This window comes from Leptospira yasudae, assembly GCF_003545925.1.
GTDB classification, from domain to species: Bacteria; Spirochaetota; Leptospiria; order Leptospirales; family Leptospiraceae; genus Leptospira; species Leptospira yasudae.
In genome coordinates, this window is sequence record NZ_QHCU01000005.1 from 253,215 (window position 1) to 269,241 (window position 16,027).

The following is a 16,027-nucleotide window of genomic DNA, read 5'->3' on the forward strand; positions in this document are numbered from 1 at the left end:
AGTGCTTCTGATTCTGACTCAAAATCCGTACGAAATCCGAAAAGAACTCCTGTTGGGAATCGGGGGATTCGCGTCCCTCAAACCGGAGGAAACCTTTTCGCTTTCTTCGGCTCCCATCCGTGCGCAAGGCGAGTGGAGCTGCATCGAATGGAACGTCGGAAGAAAGCTGGAAGCGTCCGAGTTGATCGCCTTACGGGCGCTATTCTCAAAGAAGAATTCCGATCTTCTTCAGATCGATTCTCTCTTGAATCCGAAAGAGAAAAGTTTTTTTGCGTTCGATATGGATTCCACTTTGATCCGTCAGGAAGTGATCGACGAACTCGCAAGACTTGCGGGTGTTTACGAGGAAGTGGCTTCGGTAACCAGGGAAGCGATGGAAGGAAACCTGGACTTTCACGAAGCGCTTCAAAAAAGATGCGCGCATCTGAAAGGTTTGTCCTCTTCGATTTTTAGCGATCTTTATAACCGACTCGAGCCGAACGTAGGCGTTGAAACTCTTCTCCGAGGTCTCAAAGAGAAAAAGAGCAGAACCGCGGTTTTCTCCGGAGGGTTTACCGACATTCTCGAACTCTTTCAAAAGGACTTCGGAATCGACGAGATTTACGCGAACGTTCTCGCACGGGAAGACGGACATCTGACCGGAACGGTGACGGGCGACATCGTGGATAAAAACAAAAAGCTCGAATATCTAAAAACGATTCGCGACCGGGAAGGGATTGCACACAAACAAGTCGTCGCCGTCGGAGACGGAGCCAACGACGCGCTGATGTTGAACGAGGCGGGGATCGGAATCGGCTTTCACGCGAAGGACGGTTTGAAAAAGCTCATCGTCAATTGGGTGGATTTTGCGCCGATGGACGTTCTGTTACTTTTGTTTTCGTAACTTCTTTTGAAAGTCTTCCAAAGTCTTTAAGGCTTCGATCGGGGTCATCTCTTCCAATTTCAATTTTAGAATCGACGTTTCGGTTTCCGAGGGAGCGCTCTTTGGCTCCGGTTCCGCAAAGAGAGAAGGTTGCGCTTCTTGAATTTTGATCTCTTTCTTTTTGGATTCCAAATCCGTCAAAAGTTCGGCGGCGCGTTTTACGATCGGTTCGGGAACTCCCGCGATTTTTGCGACGTAGATCCCGAAGGATTTTTTCGCCTTACCGATCTTCACCTTTCTTAGAAAAAGAACCTTGTCATCCTTCTCAAGGGTTTCGAGATACAGATTGAAAATTCCGCCCAGACGAGAGAGTTCCGTGAGTTCGTGATAGTGCGTGGCAAAGATGGTCTTCGGCCGCACGGGCAAAGAGGAAAGATATTCCAAGATGGACCAGGCGATGCTCATTCCGTCGTAGGTCGATGTTCCGCGTCCTACCTCGTCGAACAGAATCAAAGAATCTTCCGTGTAGTGATTGAGGATGTTCGCGGTCTCCTTCATCTCGACGAAGAATGTGGATTCTCCCGCGGTGAGGTTGTCTCCCGCTCCGATTCGAGTGAACAGCTTATCCACGATCGGAAGTCTCGCGGACTTAGCCGGAACAAAGGCTCCCATCTGAAACAGAATTTGATTTAAGGCGATCTGACGCATAAACGTGGATTTACCGGCCATGTTCGGCCCCGTGAGAACCGCGATCGCCTTGTCTTGCGTGTCGAGATACACAGAGTTCGGTATGAATTCCTGTCCGGGAGGAAGAGTCGCTTCCACAACGGGATGTCTGGAATCTCCGAGATCGAGGGAACGGTCGTCGGAAAGCTGAGGACGAATCCATCCGAACTTGTCTTTTGCCGTCAAAGCCGATATCTGAAAATCCAGATCTCCGATCTCTTCCGAAAAGGAAAGAAGAGCGGAAGAATACTGCAAAACCTCTTCCACCATTCGGTTGAATTCGGTTCGTTCGATTTCTTGGATGATTTCGTCCGCTTCGAGGATCGTCCGTTCGATTTCTTCGAGCTTTGGCGTGGTAAAACGTTCGCTGCCCACGAGAGTTTGTTTTTTGAGATAATCTTTCGGAGCTTGTTCCGCTTGCACGCGGGAGATTTCTATAAAATACCCGACGATCTTATTATAACGAATCTTTAATGTGTTTAAGCCGGTTCTTTTTTTCTCTTCGGCTTCCAAATCGAGAATCCAGTCCTTTCCCTTGACCCCGGCTTCTCTTGCCTTGTCCAGTTTTGCGGAGAATCCGGTTTTCAAGAAAGGACCGTTTCCGAGAATCACGGGCAGGTCGTCGCCCGGATGAAGCCGTTCGGCAATGAAATCGGAAAGGGTTTGGAGTTCTTTCGAAGGAATGAGGAATGGATAGGAAAGGGTTTCCAATTCCGCTTTCAATTTCATTCCCGTCGCGATCGAGTTTAGAATCGAACGAAAATCCCGAGGATACGCGTGGTTTCCCCGAAAACGCGTGAGAATTCTTTCCAAATCACCTACGTCCCGCAAGGCGCTTACGAACGGCGCGAGAATCGTTTTTAATAAAATATCCTGTTTTTCCCAACGGGAATACAGAACGGCCGCGTCGCATTCGGGAAACAGAATTCTCTGTTTGAGGAGACGTTTTCCTTTTGGAGTATTGCAAAAATTGAATATGGAATAAAGGGTGTGATTCTTTTCCTTTTCGTTTTCCACAAGTTCGAGATTAAGAATCGTTTCCCGATCCATTTCGAGAAACTTTCCCGAACTCAAAATGCGAGGCTCTCGAAGAACGAGTTTGTTGTCCCGGTAGGTTTCGCGGATATATTCGTTTAGATATACGGAAAGAATTTGGAACGGATCTTTTTCCGAAGCGATTTCCTGATCTTTGAGAAACGTGAATTCTCGATTTTTGAAATATTCCAATTCTTGAAAGAAGGAATGTTCCGATTTCGGAACACAGATTTCCGAGGGTCTGAACTTTTCGAGTTCCGCTACGAGTCGTTCGATTCCGGTGATCGAAGCGGAGGAATAAAAAACTTCTCCCGTGGAGAAATCGGCCATCGCGAAATAGATCAGACTTTTTTTGAGATGTAAAACGGCGAGATAGTTGTTCTGAAATCCGGAAAGAAGATTCTCTTCGATGACAGTTCCCGGAGTGATGATCCGCACTACATCCCGTGTCATGAGTTTGGAGCCGGGTTCGTCCGGTTTGGATTGTTCGCAGATCGCGATCTTTTTTCCCGCGTTTAAAAGACGGGAGATGTAATTGTCCTTGGAATGATACGGAATCCCGCACATAGGAACCGCGTTTTGCCGTTTGGTAAGAGCGATGTCCAAAATGGAAGAGGCAACTTTCGCATCCTCCAGAAACATCTCGTAAAAATCTCCCATACGAAAGAAAAGGATCGTATCGGGAAAATCCTTTTTGATCGCGAGGAATTGTTTCATCATCGGAGTGTTCAGCGCATCCGCGAGATCGCTCCAGTATTCTGCAGAGGTTCCTGTGGTTTCCAAACTCATAAGGCCGATTTTGCGTTCCTGATAAATTGAATTACTTTTTGTGCGTCCTTGATTCCGGGAGAAGATTCCACTCCGCTGGCGACGTCCACTCCGAACGGACGAACCGATCGAATCGCCTGAGCGACGTTAGACGGAGTAAGGCCCCCGGCCAAGAGAAAGTTTCGTTCGATTCCTTGAACGTATTCCCAATTGAATGTTTCTCCGGTTCCTCCGCCCGCGCCCTTGGAATAACTATCCAAGATCAGAAGTTCGCCCGGAACGACGGACTGGAGATCTTCGTTCGTGATCGGTGCGGAAACCCGATACGAACAAATCTGTCTTTTCCGGAAGAGTGTTTCCCGAATGCTCGGCGTTACGCTTGTATCGTCCCAAACCCATTGGATAAAATCGTGATCGAGAGAAGAGATCACGGTTTTCATTTCTTCGAGGGAATTCTTATAGAATAAGAGTACGATCTCCGGAGAATTCTCCTGCGAACGATAGAATTCCACGATCTTGCGCGCTTCGGCGAGTTCGATTTTTCTGGGACTGGAAGGCACGAAATTGAGTCCGACGTAATCGGCTCCTTCTTCCCTGCAGATGCGTGCGATTTCCAGATCGCGAATTCCGCAGATTTTGACTTTTGCTGTTTCGTTTGAATGGCGATTCATGGACGGAAGTTTTTCCAGTCTTCCCGAGGGGTTTTGTGAGATCACGTACTTTAACACTGGTCAGTTTCCGCGGGCGACGCAGAATCGGATTCGATGGCCATCTTTCATTCTTTCCCGATCGCGGAAGGGAAAAAAATCAAGATTCTGATCGCGGGCAAAAAGGATCTTCCGAACGAATCGTTAGACCTCCAAACCCAAAAGCGTGAAATCGCAAAGCTCACCGGAGTTTCCGAATCGAACGTTTTTATTCTGGATCAGGTTCACGGTGATACGGTGTTCGACGCGGACCGGTCGGATGCTTCTTCCTTTGAGAAAGGAGACGCGTGGATCGGCGATGCTTCCGGGAAAATTCTCTGCATCAAAACCGCGGATTGTTTGCCCTTATTTTTTTGGTCCGAACAAAGTCCTAAGTTTGTCGCGATTCACTCCGGTTGGAAGGGAACGTTAGCCGGAATTACGGAAAAAACTTTGCGGCTTGCGTTCGACCGATCGATTCTTTCGAACGGTACTCTGCTCGGATATCTCGGACCCTGTGCGAGCGGTCTTCGTTACGAAGTGGGAGAAGACGTAGCTTTGTTGTTTCGGGAGGAATTTCCGAACTGTTTGCAGGAAACAAAGCCGGGTAAGTTTCTGCTGGATCTGGAATCGTTTTTGAAATTTCGTCTGGAGAAGAACGGCATTTCCGTCGTGTTGCAATCCGAACGGATCTGTACGATGGAGAAGGATTCAGACTTCTTCAGTCACCGTCGAAAGGATGTGGGAAGAAATCTGAATCTGATTTGGAAAGAAGGTTAGACTTTCGGAACCTTCTTGATCGCGGCGTTGACCTTTTCCAAAACCTTCTCGCGTTTGACCGGTTTCGGAATGTAATCCATCGCGCCTTCGTCGATCAGGTTTTTCAATACTGCGGGAGTGTTTTCCTCGGATACGATGATGATTCTCGGAAGAACTCCCTTGTCCTTGATTTCAAAGAAGGTCGCATAACCGTCCATCACGGGAAGGTTCAAGTCGAGAGTGATCAGATCCACGAGTCTGTGTTGATCGTAGAGCTGTACGAGTTCCTTTCCGTTTTCCGCAAATCCGATCACTTGATAACCTTCCGATTCCAAGATTTGCGCCAATTGTTTGGCCTGAAATCTGGAGTTCTCGGCGATCAAAACTTGATACGGTCTTCCGTTGGGAGCTACACCTGCTTTCATTGTTTACCTCTTTTTAGAGAAAGGATTCGATGACTTGACCGATTTCCTTGGTTCCGACTACGGTCGATCCCGCTTCGGCGATGTCTCTGGTTCTTTTGCCGGAGGCGATCGTTTTGCGAACCGCGCTTTCGATCTTGGCCGCTTCTTCTTCCATAGAAAAAGAATAGCGCAACATCAATGCGGCGCTGAGCACCTGTGCGATCGGATTCGCCACTCCTTTGCCTGCGATGTCCGGTGCGGAACCTCCGGAAGGTTCGTATAAACCGAAACCGGATTCCGAAAGGGAAGCCGAAGGCAACATACCGATCGAACCCGTGATGATGGAAGCCTCGTCGGAAAGAATGTCTCCGAACATGTTTTCGCAAAGAACCACGTCGAATTGTTTCGGGTTTACGATCAGCTGCATCGCCGCGTTGTCCACGTAAAGATGATTCAATTGGACGTCGGAAAATTCTTTCTTATGCAAATCGATTACAACTTCTTTCCAAAAAACGGAGGTCGTCAAGACGTTTGCTTTGTCGATGCTTGTCACTTTATTATTTCTTTTGCGGGCGGCTTGGAAGGCGACTCGTGTGATTCGTTCGATCTCCCTTCTGGAATACTTCATCGTGTCGTACGCGAATTCTTCCTGACCCGATCCTTCTCTTCCTTTCGGCTGTCCGAAGTAGATTCCGCCGGTCAATTCTCGCAGGATCAAAATGTCCAATCCGTCCCCGATGATGTCGGCGCGAACGGGGGAAGCCTTTTTCAATTCGGGATAGATGATCGCCGGTCTGATGTTTGCAAATAAGTCGAAGTGTTTTCGGAGAGGGAGAAGCGCTCCTCGTTCCGGTTGTTTTTCCGGAGGAAGACTTTCCCATTTCGGTCCGCCCACGCTTCCGAATAAAATCGCCGAGGATTCTTCGCAGAGTTTGAGCGTTTCGGGAGGAAGCGGATGGCCGGTTTTATCGATCGCGATTCCGCCCACGTATCCTTCCTTAAAATTAAACTCGGAAGCCTTCGCACCGAGAGCCTTTTTCAAAACGGAGAGGGCTACCTCCATTACTTCCGGTCCGATTCCGTCACCGGAAAGTACAGCTACGTTCTTCATTCTTTTATTGGATCCTTTTTAGTTTTGTTTGAGTACGGATTCGAAGATGTCCAATCCCTGATTTAAGAAATCGGAGGAGATCGTGAGAGGAGGCATGATCCGAATCACATTGTCCGCCGTCGCGTTCACCACGAGTCCTGCCGCGAGACAAGCTTCCGCGATCGGTCTGGAAGGAACTTTCAGCACGACTCCGATATGAAGACCCTTTCCTCTAACTTCGGAAATGACCGGATAACGTTCCTTCATGTCGTTCAATCTTGTAAACGCGATGTCCGAACAAAGATTCACGTTGTTCAGGATTTCTCTGGTCTGGATGATGCGGATGGTTTCGTACGCGATCGCCGCCGCGAGGTGATTTCCTCCGAAGGTAGAACCGTGAGAACCTTGTGTGAACAGGTCTTGGTATTTTTCTCCTACGATCAAAGCTCCGATCGGAAAACCCGATCCGAGTCCTTTGGCAAGAGTCATCGCGTCCGGTGAAAATCCCATCGTTTCAAAGGCGAATAACGTTCCGGTTCTTCCGATTCCGGTTTGAATTTCGTCGAAGATCAAAAGGGCGTCGTTTTCCGCGGTCAATTCGCGGGAAAGGGTTAAGAAGCTGTTGGAAAGGGGAATGATTCCGCTTTCTCCTAAGATCGGTTCTTCGATCAAGGCTACGATTCTTCCCTGATATCTTTCGAAGGCGGCGACGAGTGCTTCGTCGTTGTTCGGTTCAATGAACTCGATTCCTTTGAGAAGTTCTCCGTAACCCTTTCTGATTTTGTCCTGACCGGTTAAGCTCATCCCGGAAACGGATCTTCCGTGGAAACTTTTTTCCAGAGAAAGAATGATCGGGTCCACGATGCTTTTGGAAGTCGCGTATTTTCTAGCGAGTTTGAACGCGCCTTCGATCGCTTCGGTTCCGGAGTTGGTCAAAAACACTTTTCCGGGAAACGAATTGAGAATCAAAAGCTCCGCGAGTTTGGCCGCTTCTTCGGAGTAGAATAGATTCGAAGTGTGAAAGAGTTTGTCCGCTTGGGAACGAACGACTTCGATGATATCCGGATCGGCGTGGCCGAGATTGGTGACCGCGACCCCGCAGTGAAAGTCGATGTATTGTTTATTGTCAAAGTCGAATAGAAGTTCGTTGACCCCGTAACGGAACGCGACGTTGTAACGAGAGTATGTGTTGAGCAGATAATGATCCGCTAATTCTTTGGTGTGTTCAAAGAGTTCCTTGTGAATGTCCGTTTCGTTCATGAGAGTCCCGCCAATTTTAAAAATATTTCTTCGGAGGCTTTGATCTCGCCGAGCAGATCAGCCGTGAGAGTCCGAATCTCTCCTTGGTTTTTCGGAGCATTCAGACTTTGAAAGGAGGAATAGATCTTGATCTTCGGTTCGGTTCCGGAAGGACGAATCGTGAGCTTTGCGTTTCCTTCCAAAACGACTTGGATCACGTCGGAAGAAGGACAACCCGCGAATGCCGATTTGGAAGCGTTTCCTTTTGCGGTCTGGGTTTTGTAATCCAGAACGCCCACGATCTTTCTCTGATGGATTTGTTTTCCCAAAAGATCCACGGTTCGCAGAGATTCCAAGGATTTGCGGATCTTTTCTTTACCGGCGCTTCCTTCGAGTGTGAGAGATTTAAGACTTTCCTGAAAGAGGCCGTATTTCAGATAGATCTCGTCCATGTATTGCAGAAGGTCTTTTTTTTCGGTAAGAATTTCCAATAGGAGAAGGGCGGACGATAACGAATCCTTATCTCTCACGAAAGAAACAGGGAGATATCCGAAGGATTCTTCCCCGCCGAACAAAAAGAAATCGGTTTTGCTTTTGTCGATCTTTGCCATCACCTGCGCGATGAACTTGAATCCGGTTAATACGTTTTTGTATTTTACCTTGTTTTTCTTAGCGATGTTTTCTTGAAGATCCGTAGTTACGATGGTCTTGATCAATACTGCCTTTTTCTTTTTTTTGCCGGAGGCGTACGCTTCACAAAGATACGCGGCCATGATCGAGCCGATTTGATTTCCGTTTAATAAGACGTATTCTCCCTTGGAGTTTTTCACTCCGATTCCGAGTCGGTCCGCATCCGGGTCGGTTGCGATGAACGCGTGCGCGCCCTTTGCGATCGCGAACTTCTTGGAAAGTTCCATGGCCTCCGGTTCTTCGGGGTTCGGATATTTTACGGTGGGGAATTCTCCGTTCGGATCTTTTTGTTCGGGAACTAAGAATACGTTTTTGTATCCGAATCCGTTTAAGAGTTCCTTCATCGCTTTTCCGCCTGTTCCGTGTAACGGGGAATAAACGACCTTCAGTGCGGCTCGTTCTTTCGGTTTTAGGGAAGAGGAAAGGATTCCCGCTTTGGAAAGTTCCTTTTTGTAGGAAGCGAAACAGTCCTTGCCCGCGGGTTTTACCATCTTCTTATACAAAGGATCTTTCGGAGAAAGAATCGAAATCGAATTCCAATCGTGGATCGACTCGATTTTAGAAATGATCTTTTTATCATCCGGAGGTACGAGTTGTCCTCCGTCCGCGAGATAGGCTTTGAACCCGTTGTAATCGGGCGGATTGTGGGAAGCGGTGATTACGACTCCGCCCGTGGCCTTGTAATAACGGATCGCATACGAAAGAAGCGGGGTCGGAGTCACCTCGTTAAAAAGAATCACCTTCACTCCGAGAGAAGCGGCGATGCCCGCGGTGACTTCCGCAAATTCTTTGGATCTTCTTCTCGAATCGTACGCGATTACGATGGAAGCCTTCTTCGTTTTTTTAGAAAGATAACCTACGAAACCGAGAGCCGCCCGGCCCACGGTGAACTCGTTCATTCTTCCGATTCCGTTTCCGAGTCTTCCGCGCATGCCTCCCGTTCCGAATTCGAGAGGAACGGAAAAGGCTTCTACGTCGGGACCGGATTCTCCATTGGAGAATTTTTCCAGAGCGCGGGTCGCTTCCGTTCGAACTCCGCTCGGGAAGGGATCTTGTGTCCAGGAGTGAATGAGGGATTCGGGATGATTCATAGTACTTGCGGATTTCCGATATTTTTTTAAGAGGATTAAATTCATAAAAATCGCCTTTCCCTGAGGTTCAACCCTAATTTTAGCCGATTCTAAAAGTATGGAATCTTACGAATTCAATCAGGACGAAAACAGAGAATTCATCGGTTTGAGCCGCGTTTTAAAACTTGCCTCCTTCTCTTTTTTCTGTCTTTCGGGTGTGTCTTTCTTTTCCACGTTTGTTTCGAACGAAACGGGGAAACTCGTTTTGTTTCTCGTGCCTGGAATTCTTTTTTTATTGGCCGGTCTTTGGAGTTACAGTGCGGCGATTTCTTTCAAACGGATTACGGATACGAAGGGAGAAGATTTGGATTTCTTACGGATCGGTCTTCGTAGTTTACGAATTCATTTTTGGATTCAGATTTCTTTCGGATTTCTTGCAATTCTGTTTCTTTTGAGCGGAGCCATTCTTACCCTTGTCTCTTGATGCAACCCGGAGAATTCTGGATCGAGGAACGACTCGAGAAATATAGAAAAACCGCGCCCTGCAATCTGGGAGAAAGCGGGGTTCGCAATCGAACCTTCGGAGAACTTCTTTCCGCTCTGGAACTTTCTCCCGATGTTTTGAATTCGATTTCTTTGGAAGACGCTCCCAACCGAGGCGATCTTACTCTTCGGGAAGAAATCGCGAAGTTATATGCCGGTTTGCACGCGGATCGGATTTTGGTCACGACCGGAACCGGAGAAGCTCTGTACATTCTCTTTCATCTTCTATGCAAAAAAGGTTCGGTGGTTTCGTATCTCGATCCTGCCTTTCAAGCGTTATACGAAATCCCGAAGATGATCGGAGCCGTTTTGGAGCCGGTTTCTCTTTTGGAAACGATGGATCAAAATCCCGATTCTTCTCTGCCTGAATTCTGCGTTTGGGAATTGTTTGCGAGAGGGAAGAATCTAGTAATCTTCAATCATCCTCACAATCCTTCCGGTCTTTCTTTACGCGCGGCTGAAATCGAACGACTACGGGAATTCGCGTCCGAACACAAAGGCTGGATTTTGTTCGACGAACACTATCGGTTTTTAGATTTTCAAAACGATCTTTCTTGGACGGGCGCCGGTTTGAACGAAAGGACGGTCAGTACAGGTTCGATCACCAAGTGTTTTGGTGTGATGGGACTTCGGATTGGCTGGATGACCGGGCCGGTCGAATTGATCGAACGAGCGCGTTCGTTTAAAGACTATCTAACGCACACTGTTTCTCCGATTTCCGAGTTTTTAACGCTTCAGATTCTGAAGAATCGGGAACGATTGATCTCTCCGATCAAAACATCCATTTTACAGAATATTCAAAATTTCGAAAGCGTTTGGCGCGGTCTCCCCGGTTTGGAATCCTTTGTTCCCCCCGGAGGCGGAGTGGTCTCCTTCGTGAAGCTAAAAAAAGGAATCGATTCGTCGAAGTATGCGGACGCATTGATTTCCCAGTGCGGAGTTTTTGTTTTGCCGGGCCGCGATTTTGAATGCGAAGGTTGGATTCGGATCGGTTTTGGAGAAACGAACGAACGGTTTCAAGCGGGAATAGATCGCTGGAAAGAATTGAAACTCTAATTCAGCGGTCTTGTCGGAACACCGATAAAAAAAAGAATTCAGTCGTCCGAGCGGATTTTTCAAAGTTCCGACAAGATTCTCAAAGATGACTTGCAAAAACGAAAACCGAGATCGTTTAAACCGGGATCCAATAAAAAATCGGAATGTTCAAAAAAACAAAAGCGAAAACGACCTAAACCTTTTTCAAAATCCTTTCAACCATCGATTTGCAAACACCATCGGATGGACGGTTAAAATCGCGCGTTGGAAAAAACGGGCCTGTAAAAAGTCGCTCTTCAAATGAAACTTTCTTCCGCCGACTTGCAGGAACTCGGAATCGTAGGATTCTTGCGTTTCGCTTTCGATCTTAAAACGGATTTCTTTGTTCAAGATTTTGAATATTTGTTCTTTGGCGGAACTCTTCCAGTGAAATTCCTGAGGAAACAAATTGCGTTCCTTCAACCAAAGAGGAAGATTCTTTCTTTCTAATTTAGAAGGAAAGAATGTACCCAGGTAATACGATTCCGGATTTGCCAAATCCACGCTCTTGTCCGAGGATTCCCGCAAATAACCGAGCGCGTAGAGATCGCAAAACGCAAGTTCGGGAGAATAGGATTCGTCGTAGAATTCCTGTTTGGAAAACGAGGAAACGCGCGCTGCGACAAAGCGCAGTTTGATCTTCTTCGAACTTCCGAACGGAATCCACGAAACGGGTAAGGAAGATTTCCATTCTTCCCAGGGATAGAATTCTTCCCAGAGAACGAGCGAATGCAAAAATAAATGATACGGTTTCGGCGAAGCCGTGCTCATGAGATCGGGAGAATTTTGAGCTTCGGAAGGTTCGGATTCCGCTTTGGCAAAAAATTTCTTCCAAGGTTTTTCGTGAAGGGAAAGCAGGGACTTGTGTAAGAGCTTCCAAATTCTATACTTGGTCTGTTCGGGAAAACTCGAATGAAGCTTTTGTTTGATCCGAACCTTTTGTTTTCCGCCCGCGAACGCGCTCGTCTCCACTTCCACCGCGCCCGCGAACCGGGGAGGAACTCCGTTTTCCAAAGGAAGATTGGTTTCGTAGAGAAGATGTTGGACCTGTCTTGGATCCACGATCTGCTCCTTGGTGAATTCTTCGTGAAGAATCGGTTGCAGTCGTCTTTCGATTCGGACTCGTTTGCTTTGAAAGAAGGGAAGAAGATTGACCTTCCAAATTCGATCCAAGCGAAGCTGAAGGTTTGTAAAAAAGGTTCTGAACATCGGCGGGGTTTGAGGGTTAGTTTTTTGTCTCCGGGAAGATTCTCCACTGAAAAAAGAAAAAAGTCTTCCAAAATCCTTCCTAAACGCCAGAAATTCGGCGGAAAGGTTGACAGGGAGAGGCGTCGATTGATCCTGTCCTTACTATGGCCAGAAGATGTGAAGTAACCGGGAAGGGCACTGTAGCCGGAAACAACGTTTCCCATTCCCACATTAAGACAAGAAGAACCTGGAAGGTGAATCTTATCAAAAAAAGAATCTTTTTGGAAGATGAGAACCGTTGGGTTACAGTTCGTCTTTCTACCAGAGCTCTTCGTACTCTGAGAAAAAAAGGAATTAAGGCCGCCATCAAAGATAACGGCGGATCCTTGGGCGTTCTTGCTCCAAAAAAATACGCGGGAATCCAAAAACAGGCCCCTAAAAAAGCCTGATCCTGCGTTTCTAAAGTGGTTTTCCCGAATCTTTTCTCTTCTTAGAAAAGAATTCGGGGAGGTCGCAACCCCCCTTCATTTTCAAAAAGACTACGAACTCGCGATTGCCGTGATCCTTAGTGCGCAATGCACGGACGAACGAGTCAATCAAGTCACCCCGGCTCTTTTTAAAGCCTTTCCCAGTTTAGAATCCTTTGCAAACGCCGATCTGAAAGAGATCGAAACGCTGATCTTTTCCACGGGCTTTTACCGCAATAAGGCGAAGTCGATTCAAGGTTTTGCCAAGAAATTGTTAAACGACTTCGGCGGTAAAATTCCGAAAACGATCGCGGAGCTGATTACGCTTCCCGGTTTCGGAAGGAAAACGGCGAACGTAGTTTTGTCGGAAGTGCACGGTCGTGTGGAAGGAATCGTAGTCGATACGCACGTAAATCGGATTTCGAAAGTGCTGGGTCTTACCACCAAGACCGATCCGGTTCAAGTGGAGAAGGATCTGATGGCTCTTCTTCCCGAAAAGTATTGGAGGGATATTTCCTTATATCTCATCTTTTTGGGTAGAAAAAGCTGCAAGGCTCATCGAAGATTCTGCGAAGATTGTATCTTAAAAAAAGATTGTCCCTCGTCCTCAGTCGTATACGGAGCTTAATAGAATATGGAAGTATTTATCGATCAAAAATTGGAAGGAATGGAACTCGCGACGCAGCATATCGTGATGTCGAGGGATCTCAATCAGCACGGATTTCTTTTCGGAGGTCAGATGCTTGCGTGGATCGACGAAGGATGCGCGATGTATGTGATGGAAAAGATCCGCTATTCCAATATCGTCACGGTGAGTATGGCGGATGTAGTATTTAAAAGTCCGGGGCTTCTCGGGGATATCATCCAGATTTTTTCCAAGATCGACAAGATCGGAAACAGTTCGATCACGATCCGAAACACGTCCATCGGAAAAAGTCAAAGCCGCAAAGAACTCAAAGAAATCATCGATTGTAAGATCACGTACGTTTGTCTGGATGAAAACGGAAAACCGTTTCCGTATTTCCGCGATCATTTCGAACTTCAGGATCTGAAGTAAGACCGTCATGGCCTCTCGTTTTCCCGTTTCGGTGGAAAAAGAATCCAAACTTCTGGAACTGATGGAAGTTCTTCAGATTAAGGAAACCGATCTGGAGGAAAGTTTTACAAGAAGCGGAGGCAAGGGCGGTCAAAACGTAAATAAGGTTTCGACGGCCGTTCATCTCAAACATAAACCTTCGGGGATCGAAGTCAAATGTTCCTTGTATCGAACACAGGGACTCAACCGGTATAAGGCCCGCGCCATTCTTTGCGAAAAAGTCCAGGAAGAGAATCGAAAGAAAGAAGGCGTCTTAAGCGACGAACGAAAAAAAACGATTCGAAACAAACAGAAGGACGCAAAACGAAAGAAGGAAAAGTATTCCAGAAAGAGTCAAAATTCTTCTTCCATTCTTTCCGAACCGGAAGAAAGTTTTGAAGAAGAACGGGACGATTCGGATATTTCGGATGAAAGAGAAGTCGAAAGCTGAAACAAACGTTTTGAATCGGAGATTTCGTCTAACTAGTGTTTATGCCTGAAATTCTCAATCATACCCTCATTCTGGAAAAGATCAAAAACCTCGGCGCTTCTCCGGGTTGTTATCTGTGGAAGTCCAAAAAGGGAGAGGTTTTATACGTAGGCAAAGCGAAGAATCTAGACAAACGGATCCGCAATTATCTCAAAGAAAAACATCCCGATATCAAAACCCGCGCGTTGCAGAGAGAAATTTTCGACCTGGACTGGATTGCGACCGGAACCGAAAAGGAAGCGCTGATCTTAGAAGCGACTCTCATCAAAAAACACAATCCGCGTTTCAACGTCCGTCTCAAAGACGACAAAAAGTACCCGTATATCTGCGTTTCCCTCTCAGAACCCTATCCGATGGTGTATATCACTAGAAAACTCAAGGACAACGGAGATCGTTACTTCGGTCCGTATTCGGACGTACGATCCACTCGGGAAACGTTAGACATTATCTTAAGAATTTTTCCGGTCCGCAAAACGAGACAGGTTCTTCCTTTGCCCAAACCCAGAAGACCTTGTTTGAACTTCGATATGGGCCGTTGTCTCGGACCTTGTCAAGGAACCATTCCAGTAGAAGATTATAAAGTCGTAATAGACCAAGTGATTCAATTCCTGGAAGGAAAAAAGGAATCCCTTGCGGGAGATTTGAGCGTCAAGATGTCATCCGCTTCCGATCGGATGGATTTCGAAAAGGCCGCTCGTTATCGCGACATGCTGCAGCGGATCAATAACTTCCGGGAAAAACAAACCGTCGTCAGTACGGAAGGCGGGGACGAGGACGTGATCGGTTTTGCGAGAAAGCAGGACGAGGGTCAGGTGATTCTTTTGGAAGTGAGGGGAGGAAGACTCGAAACCAAAAAGTCCTTTCCGATCCAGGGTGTGCAGGATGCGGAAGATTCCGAAATCATCGGCGCGTTCTTTCGCGATTATTATTTGAACGCGGCCTTGGTTCCGCCTTCGATTTTTATTCCCACGGATATCAAAGAAGAAGTTTCCGCGGTCATCGACGTTCTTCAGGAAAAAACGGGATTTAGACCCAAGCTCAAATCTCCCCGCAGCGGAGACAAACGTTCTCTCTTAAAGATCGCCGAGAAAAACGCCGAACTCAGTCTCACGGAAAGAATGCTCGCGACCCATTACAGGGACCAAAGCGCTGCCTTAAAGGAAATCCAAGAGATGTTTTCCCTCGAACGTCCGCCGCATATCATCGAATGTTATGACATCAGTCACTTTCAAGGTTCTCAGCCGGTTGCAAGCGGGGTTATGTTTGTGGAAGGAAAACCCTTCAAACAAGGATACAGAAAGTACAATATGCGAGGCTACGAGGGGATCAACGATCCCGGGATGATCCACGAGGTGATTTCCAGACGCTTGCAAAGAATCATCAACGAAGAAGGAGTATTTCCGGATTTGATGGTGATCGACGGAGGTCCTACCCAGTTGACCAAGGCCTGTGAAGCCGCGGTCGAAGCCGGTGCGGAAGGAATTCCGATGGTCGGTCTCGCCAAAAAGCGGGAGGAAATTTATTTCCCCGGCGATAACGAACCCTTTATCTTCGATATGAATTCTCCCGGTATGAAACTCTTGCGCCACCTTCGGGACGAAGCGCACCGGTTCGGAGTCACGCATCACCGATCTCGCAGAAACAAGGAAACGATGCGCGCCCTCATTCAGGACGTTCCGGATATCGGATTCAAGAGAAGCAAACTGCTTCTTCAGCATTTTTCGGGTGAGAAAAAAATCGAGGACGCGACCAAGGAAGAACTTCTCGCGGTGCCCGGAATCGGTGATAATCTCGCCGAAAAAATTCTAAAACAACTCCAAAAAAAAGAATAAAAATCCTCCCGACGAAGCACGGAAGAAAC

At 47.2% G+C, this 16,027-nt stretch carries 16 protein-coding genes; 9 read left to right on the forward strand and 7 right to left on the reverse strand.

Going from position 1 to position 16,027, the window contains the following annotated elements:
- Window position 1 precedes the first annotated feature (1 nt).
- Window positions 2-883 (forward strand): phosphoserine phosphatase SerB, encoded by an 882-nt coding sequence (gene serB, locus DLM76_RS15455; RefSeq protein ID WP_118965746.1) that lies wholly within the window; start codon window positions 2-4, stop codon window positions 881-883.
- Here the strand turns inward: serB and mutS are convergent.
- Both mutS and DLM76_RS15465 read right to left on the reverse strand, forming a co-directional pair.
- Window positions 866-3,412: a DNA mismatch repair protein MutS gene (mutS, locus tag DLM76_RS15460; protein WP_118965747.1), complete on the reverse strand. Its 2,547-nt coding sequence runs from the start codon at window positions 3,410-3,412 to the stop codon at window positions 866-868. The two genes, serB and mutS, sit on opposite strands and share 18 nt — an antisense overlap.
- Entirely contained in the window at window positions 3,409-4,062 is a 654-nt protein-coding gene (locus DLM76_RS15465; protein ID WP_118956875.1) for a phosphoribosylanthranilate isomerase, read from the reverse strand. Before DLM76_RS15465 ends, mutS begins: the two co-directional genes overlap by 4 nt.
- A gap of 93 nt (window positions 4,063-4,155) precedes the next feature.
- Between DLM76_RS15465 and DLM76_RS15470 the strand changes: the two genes are divergently transcribed.
- Window positions 4,156-4,857 carry a purine nucleoside phosphorylase YfiH/LACC1 family protein gene (locus DLM76_RS15470; RefSeq protein WP_118965748.1) on the forward strand — a complete coding sequence of 234 codons (702 nt, stop codon included), beginning with the start codon at window positions 4,156-4,158 and terminating at the stop codon, window positions 4,855-4,857.
- Here the strand turns inward: DLM76_RS15470 and DLM76_RS15475 are convergent.
- From DLM76_RS15475 to DLM76_RS15490, 4 genes are read right to left on the reverse strand one after another with little or no spacing between them, the layout of a single operon-like run.
- Window positions 4,854-5,261, reverse strand: a complete 408-nt coding sequence (locus tag DLM76_RS15475) for a response regulator (protein WP_118956645.1) — start codon at window positions 5,259-5,261, stop codon at window positions 4,854-4,856. The genes DLM76_RS15470 and DLM76_RS15475 overlap by 4 nt on opposite strands.
- 13 nt (window positions 5,262-5,274) lie before the next feature.
- Window positions 5,275-6,351 carry a 3-isopropylmalate dehydrogenase gene (gene leuB / locus DLM76_RS15480; RefSeq protein WP_118956644.1) on the reverse strand — a complete coding sequence of 359 codons (1,077 nt, stop codon included), beginning with the start codon at window positions 6,349-6,351 and terminating at the stop codon, window positions 5,275-5,277.
- A gap of 18 nt (window positions 6,352-6,369) precedes the next feature.
- Complete coding sequence (locus DLM76_RS15485) at window positions 6,370-7,590, reverse strand: aspartate aminotransferase family protein (protein WP_118956643.1); 1,221 nt, start codon at window positions 7,588-7,590, stop codon at window positions 6,370-6,372.
- Entirely contained in the window at window positions 7,587-9,350 is a 1,764-nt protein-coding gene (locus tag DLM76_RS15490; protein ID WP_118965749.1) for a phospho-sugar mutase, read from the reverse strand. Before DLM76_RS15490 ends, DLM76_RS15485 begins: the two co-directional genes overlap by 4 nt.
- A 97-nt stretch (window positions 9,351-9,447) precedes the next feature.
- Between DLM76_RS15490 and DLM76_RS15495 the strand changes: the two genes are divergently transcribed.
- Together DLM76_RS15495 and DLM76_RS15500 are read left to right on the forward strand one after the other, a co-directional pair.
- Complete coding sequence (locus tag DLM76_RS15495; protein WP_118965750.1) at window positions 9,448-9,813, forward strand: hypothetical protein; 366 nt, start codon at window positions 9,448-9,450, stop codon at window positions 9,811-9,813.
- Window positions 9,813-10,928: a pyridoxal phosphate-dependent aminotransferase gene (locus DLM76_RS15500; RefSeq protein WP_118965751.1), complete on the forward strand. Its 1,116-nt coding sequence runs from the start codon at window positions 9,813-9,815 to the stop codon at window positions 10,926-10,928. The genes DLM76_RS15495 and DLM76_RS15500 overlap by 1 nt, the downstream gene beginning before the upstream one ends.
- Before the next feature lie 183 nt (window positions 10,929-11,111).
- On the opposite strand, the gene DLM76_RS15505 is transcribed toward DLM76_RS15500, so the two are convergent.
- Window positions 11,112-12,155, reverse strand: coding sequence for a hypothetical protein (locus DLM76_RS15505; protein ID WP_118965850.1), 1,044 nt, complete (start codon window positions 12,153-12,155; stop codon window positions 11,112-11,114).
- 143 nt (window positions 12,156-12,298) lie between these two features.
- Between DLM76_RS15505 and rpmB the strand changes: the two genes are divergently transcribed.
- Genes rpmB through uvrC form a run of 5 tightly spaced genes read left to right on the forward strand, consistent with a single transcriptional unit; the run spans window position 12,299 to window position 15,998 of the window.
- Window positions 12,299-12,583: a 50S ribosomal protein L28 gene (gene rpmB, locus DLM76_RS15510; RefSeq protein WP_118956640.1), complete on the forward strand. Its 285-nt coding sequence runs from the start codon at window positions 12,299-12,301 to the stop codon at window positions 12,581-12,583.
- Window positions 12,531-13,229 (forward strand): endonuclease III, encoded by a 699-nt coding sequence (gene nth / locus DLM76_RS15515; RefSeq protein ID WP_118965752.1) that lies wholly within the window; start codon window positions 12,531-12,533, stop codon window positions 13,227-13,229. Before rpmB ends, nth begins: the two co-directional genes overlap by 53 nt.
- Before the next feature lie 6 nt (window positions 13,230-13,235).
- Window positions 13,236-13,658, forward strand: coding sequence for an acyl-CoA thioesterase (locus tag DLM76_RS15520; protein WP_118956638.1), 423 nt, complete (start codon window positions 13,236-13,238; stop codon window positions 13,656-13,658).
- A 7-nt stretch (window positions 13,659-13,665) separates the two neighbouring features.
- Entirely contained in the window at window positions 13,666-14,127 is a 462-nt protein-coding gene (locus DLM76_RS15525) for a peptide chain release factor family protein (protein ID WP_118956637.1), read from the forward strand.
- Window positions 14,128-14,168: 41 nt separating this feature from the next.
- Window positions 14,169-15,998 (forward strand): excinuclease ABC subunit UvrC, encoded by a 1,830-nt coding sequence (gene uvrC / locus DLM76_RS15530; RefSeq protein WP_118965753.1) that lies wholly within the window; start codon window positions 14,169-14,171, stop codon window positions 15,996-15,998.
- The last annotated feature ends 29 nt before the right edge of the window (window positions 15,999-16,027 follow it).

Bases quoted from the DNA above. Each gene is read 5' to 3' on its own strand.
- mutS (WP_118965747.1), bottom strand. From the start codon at position 3,412: ATGAGTTTGGAAACCACAGGAACCTCTGCAGAATACTGGAGCGATCTC.
- DLM76_RS15465 (WP_118956875.1), bottom strand. From the start codon at position 4,062: ATGAATCGCCATTCAAACGAAACAGCAAAAGTCAAAATCTGCGGAATT.
- DLM76_RS15470 (WP_118965748.1), top strand. From the start codon at position 4,156: ATGGCCATCTTTCATTCTTTCCCGATCGCGGAAGGGAAAAAAATCAAG.
- DLM76_RS15475 (WP_118956645.1), bottom strand. From the start codon at position 5,261: ATGAAAGCAGGTGTAGCTCCCAACGGAAGACCGTATCAAGTTTTGATC.
- leuB (WP_118956644.1), bottom strand. From the start codon at position 6,351: ATGAAGAACGTAGCTGTACTTTCCGGTGACGGAATCGGACCGGAAGTA.
- DLM76_RS15485 (WP_118956643.1), bottom strand. From the start codon at position 7,590: ATGAACGAAACGGACATTCACAAGGAACTCTTTGAACACACCAAAGAA.
- DLM76_RS15490 (WP_118965749.1), bottom strand. From the start codon at position 9,350: ATGAATCATCCCGAATCCCTCATTCACTCCTGGACACAAGATCCCTTC.
- DLM76_RS15495 (WP_118965750.1), top strand. From the start codon at position 9,448: ATGGAATCTTACGAATTCAATCAGGACGAAAACAGAGAATTCATCGGT.
- DLM76_RS15500 (WP_118965751.1), top strand. From the start codon at position 9,813: ATGCAACCCGGAGAATTCTGGATCGAGGAACGACTCGAGAAATATAGA.
- DLM76_RS15505 (WP_118965850.1), bottom strand. From the start codon at position 12,155: ATGTTCAGAACCTTTTTTACAAACCTTCAGCTTCGCTTGGATCGAATT.
- rpmB (WP_118956640.1), top strand. From the start codon at position 12,299: ATGGCCAGAAGATGTGAAGTAACCGGGAAGGGCACTGTAGCCGGAAAC.
- DLM76_RS15520 (WP_118956638.1), top strand. From the start codon at position 13,236: ATGGAAGTATTTATCGATCAAAAATTGGAAGGAATGGAACTCGCGACG.
- DLM76_RS15525 (WP_118956637.1), top strand. From the start codon at position 13,666: ATGGCCTCTCGTTTTCCCGTTTCGGTGGAAAAAGAATCCAAACTTCTG.
- uvrC (WP_118965753.1), top strand. From the start codon at position 14,169: ATGCCTGAAATTCTCAATCATACCCTCATTCTGGAAAAGATCAAAAAC.